Annotated in this window: 4 protein-coding genes; 1 reads left to right on the top strand and 3 read right to left on the bottom strand. The window is 58.6% G+C overall.

The genetic code is table 11. From position 1 onward, the window contains the following. Positions 1 to 185 precede the first annotated feature (185 nt). Positions 186 to 851: a magnesium protoporphyrin IX methyltransferase gene (bchM, locus tag NW818_RS12800; RefSeq protein ID WP_414330343.1), complete on the bottom strand. Its 666-nt coding sequence runs from the start codon at positions 849 to 851 to the stop codon at positions 186 to 188. A 170-nt stretch (positions 852 to 1,021) separates the two neighbouring features. Here bchM and NW818_RS12795 point away from each other — a divergent pair, with 170 nt between their 5' ends. Beyond that, on the top strand, positions 1,022 to 1,519 hold the full coding sequence (locus tag NW818_RS12795; protein WP_414424769.1) for a hypothetical protein: 498 nt from the start codon (positions 1,022 to 1,024) through the stop codon (positions 1,517 to 1,519). Between the two features lie 42 nt (positions 1,520 to 1,561). Here NW818_RS12795 and NW818_RS12790 read toward each other — a convergent pair whose 3' ends face one another. Both NW818_RS12790 and ftsZ read right to left on the bottom strand, forming a co-directional pair. Continuing rightward, entirely contained in the window at positions 1,562 to 2,539 is a 978-nt protein-coding gene (locus NW818_RS12790) for a D-alanine--D-alanine ligase family protein (RefSeq protein WP_414424768.1), read from the bottom strand. A 69-nt stretch (positions 2,540 to 2,608) separates the two neighbouring features. Next, positions 2,609 to 3,685: cell division protein FtsZ (gene ftsZ / locus NW818_RS12785; RefSeq protein ID WP_414424767.1), on the bottom strand; the 1,077-nt coding region annotated here is incomplete at its 5' end.

Below are 3,685 nucleotides of genomic sequence, written 5' to 3'. Positions count from 1 at the left end.
CAGTGTTCAGCGTAAATGTATCAGCAACTGGATAACCTTAGCTGATCGTTATAGTCATTTTTAAACTAGATTGAGACACCCCCCAAGCATTCCACGCTGCTGCCCCTACTCCCAGCCTCGCTGCCAGAGGGAGAGGGGAGCTAGACGAAAATGTTTCATTCCCGTTTAACGAACCAGATCGAGTGTCACCGAACCAGATCGAGGAGCCAAGCAAAGTAGAAGCGGCTGCGAATGGTTTGTCGCTGCTGCACTTTCCAGCCCCATTCGGTTAATTGGCTCACCAAGGTCGCCTCTCGGTGTTGATAGGCGCGGGTGGTTTTGCTGGGGCCGGGGAAGAACTCTCCCACTTTCTTCAGCAGCGTCAGCCAGGGGGTTTTGGGGGCAAAACTGAAGATCAGGCGGGACCGAGCCAGGCGGGTCAGGTGCTTTAGCATGCGCAGGGCCTCGGCTTCAGGGTAGTGGATCATCACATCGAGGCAGATGACGACATCGTATTCCCCCGTCAATTCCTCCAGATCCGAGACCCAAAAGTGTGGGTTGTCTGTGGATCCCAACTCCATTTGCTGGCGGCGGCGTGCTTCGTTCACCATTTGTTCCGAGATGTCGCTGGCGAACACCTGTGCCCCCCTGGCGGCCAAGGGCAAGCTGAGGCTGCCCACCCCGCATCCGGCATCACAAATGCGTAAACCCGAGGGATCCCCCAACCACTGCAACACCGTCTCTACTGTGCGAGCATGGCCAAGGCGGATGTCTTTTTGGACGAAATTGACTTCTTCTTCACCATAAATGCGCCGCCAGCGCTCGAAGCCAACGGAGTTGAAGTAATCGCGGACAATGGTTTTCTCTTGCATAGAACTTCCAGCTAGGGATCCGGCGAGAGAAAAGAGGAACGCCCTGCTCTGTCGAGACCCGGCATTTCTTCGCCCATGCGCATCTCATTCTACCCCGAGCCCCCGTAGCCCTCTGCACGGTTGCTCTAGGATTGTATTAGAATTAGCCCGCACACCTTGGATGCTGCACCATGACCGAAGCTGAGATTGCCCAAGCGTTGCAGGCTCGGTTGGCTGCCCCGGTCAAAATCGCGGTCAAACGCCGCCAAGGTCATCTACACGTTCTTCTGAATCGATCCTCCTCGGCCCGAGTGGACTACCCCCATCTCATGGAACGGGTGCAGGCGGAGCTCAGAGTGTTGGGCTTGCCCGGCTTGGAGCAGGTCACGGTGTACGGGCGTGAGTCGGGACATTCTGAATACGAGTGGGAGCAAACGGCCCCCTTGTTGAACCCGCTGCTGGCCTCAGAAGAAACCACGGTTCTGTTGGAAAAAAAAGGCGACTTCTTGTTGCAGGATCTGACAGTTGTTGCCCCGGATTCGGTCAACTCAAAGCCTGAACCTGCGCCGGAGAATCCTGTCGGGAAAACCGACATAGGCAGCAGGTCCCGCATCTCCTGGGTGTGGCTGGGGGGAGCTGTACTGATTGTTGGAATTGGGGTGATTCTTTTGCTGGTTGCCCTTCTCTGAAAGAGCTGGGTAAAGGTTCTTGTTCTTGTCTTGGGAAAAGCCTCAGGGAGCGTTGCCGAGAGTCGCCGATGAACTTTGAGGGTGCCGGGATCCGGTCAATTGGGCTTTTTGCAAGGCATCCTGCAGCATCCGCTCCACCAACTCGGTGAACGTCCACCCCAGAGCTGCCGCCGCATCGGGACAGAGGGAAGTGGGGGTCATGCCGGGCAGTGTATTCACCTCCAACACCCAAGGATTTTCCTCGGGATCCACCCGCAGATCCACCCGCGCCAAGCCTTCGCACCCCAACACCCGATAGGCCCCTAGACCTGCAGCCTCACAGCGGGCCAACCCTGCCGGGCTGAGGGAACAGGGGATCAAATGCCGCGAGCCACCGGGTGCGTACTTGGCTTCGTAGTCGTAGAAGTCGCCTTGGGCGGGGATGATCTCAATGGCCGGAAGAACTTGGCCGGACAAGATCGAGAGGGTGATCTCCTTTCCGGGAACATAGCGCTCCAGAAAAATCCGCGACGAGACTGAGCGGGCCAACTCCAGCCCCTGAGCAAATGACCTCTCATCCCGGACAATGCTGATGCCCACCGTCGAGCCGTTGTTGCTGGGCTTAATCACCAGTGGGGATCCCAACTCTGCCGCACAGTCAGCCCAAGTGAGGGGGCTTTGGTCGTCCCAAACCTGCCAATCGGGGGTAGGGATCCCCGCGGCGCGAAAGATCTGCTTGGAGACCAGCTTATCCATGGCCAGAGCACTGGCCAGCGGCCCGGATCCCTGGTAGGGCAGGCCCAGCCAGTCCAGCATTCCCTGTACCACCCCATCCTCGCCACCAGGGCCATGCAAGGCAATCCAAACGAAGTCGCAGCCGGCTTGCCGTTCCTGCCAAAGGCGCAGAGGCAGATCCTCATCTGGGTCGATTACCTTGACCCGATGGCCCAGGTCCTCCAAAGCCCGTTTGCAGGCTTTACCCGTTACCCAAGAGACTTGACGTTCTGCCGAACGCCCCCCCGCCAAGACAACAATGTTCATGGCCTAACCCCAAAGCACTCCCCACCCTCAACAACCGGCACCAAGATACCAGCATACCTTCACCCTACTCTACGAAGGGGGCCGCCGGCGGCGCAAAAACTCGGGAATATCCAAGCCACCCGACATCGGAGGCTCAGGCTCCGGGGGCTGTCGAGGCGGCAGCTCAGGGCTCGTGGGGGTGGGCTTACGAACCCCTGACTTGTTGGAGGCAGAAACTTTGGTTGCAGCAGGGATGGCAGCCGCACGGGCTTTCTCATGGAAACCGGTGGCAATGACGGTGATGCGCACTTCCCCCTGCATGCGCTCGTCTTGGACGGTGCCGAAGATGATGTTGGCCTCGGGATCCACAGCTTCGGCGATGATCTCGGCAGCCACTGTGACTTCATGCAAGGACAAATCCGGCCCACCGGTAATGTTGAAGAGGACACCTTTGGCCCCTTCGATGGAGGTTTCCAAAAGCGGCGAAGATACAGCGGTAATGGCAGCCTCGCGGGCGCGAGATTTGCCGGATCCCATGCCAATTCCCATCAAGGCAGAGCCGGCATCGGCCATCACGCTGCGCACATCGGCAAAATCCACATTGATCATGCCGGGAATGAGAATGATATCCGAGATGCCCTGCACCCCCTGCCGCAGCACATCATCCGCAACGCGAAAAGCCTCTTGGACAGGGGTTTGCTCGGAGATCACCGAAAGCAACTTGTCATTGGGAATTACAATCAGGGTATCAACTGCCTCCCGCAGCGCTTGGATCCCTTCCTCGGCCTGCTTGCTGCGGCGTTTGCCCTCAAAGGAAAAAGGCCGTGTCACCACTCCCACCGTCAGGGCACCACTGGCTTTGGCAATTTGGGCGATGACGGGTGCTCCACCCGTGCCCGTGCCTCCCCCCATGCCGGCGGCAATGAAGACCAGATCTGCCCCTTTGATGGCTGCCGATATTTCTTCGCTGGATTCCTCTGCAGCTTTCTGGCCAATGGCCGGGTTACCACCTGCACCCAAGCCTCGAGTCAGCTTCTGCCCAATTTGCAAGCGGTTCACTGCCGAGGACTGGGCAAGGGCCTGCGCATCGGTGTTGACGCTCCAAAACTCAACGCCCACAAGGTTGCTGGCCGCCATCCGACTGACCGCGTTGCCACCCCCACCCCC

The sequence above is a fragment of the Synechococcus sp. R6-5 genome, from assembly GCF_047461775.1.
Classification (GTDB): domain Bacteria; phylum Cyanobacteriota; class Cyanobacteriia; order Thermostichales; family Thermostichaceae; genus Thermostichus.
The sequence above is the reverse complement of the archived record's forward strand: the minus strand, read 5'-3'. Positions and strand labels throughout refer to the sequence as shown.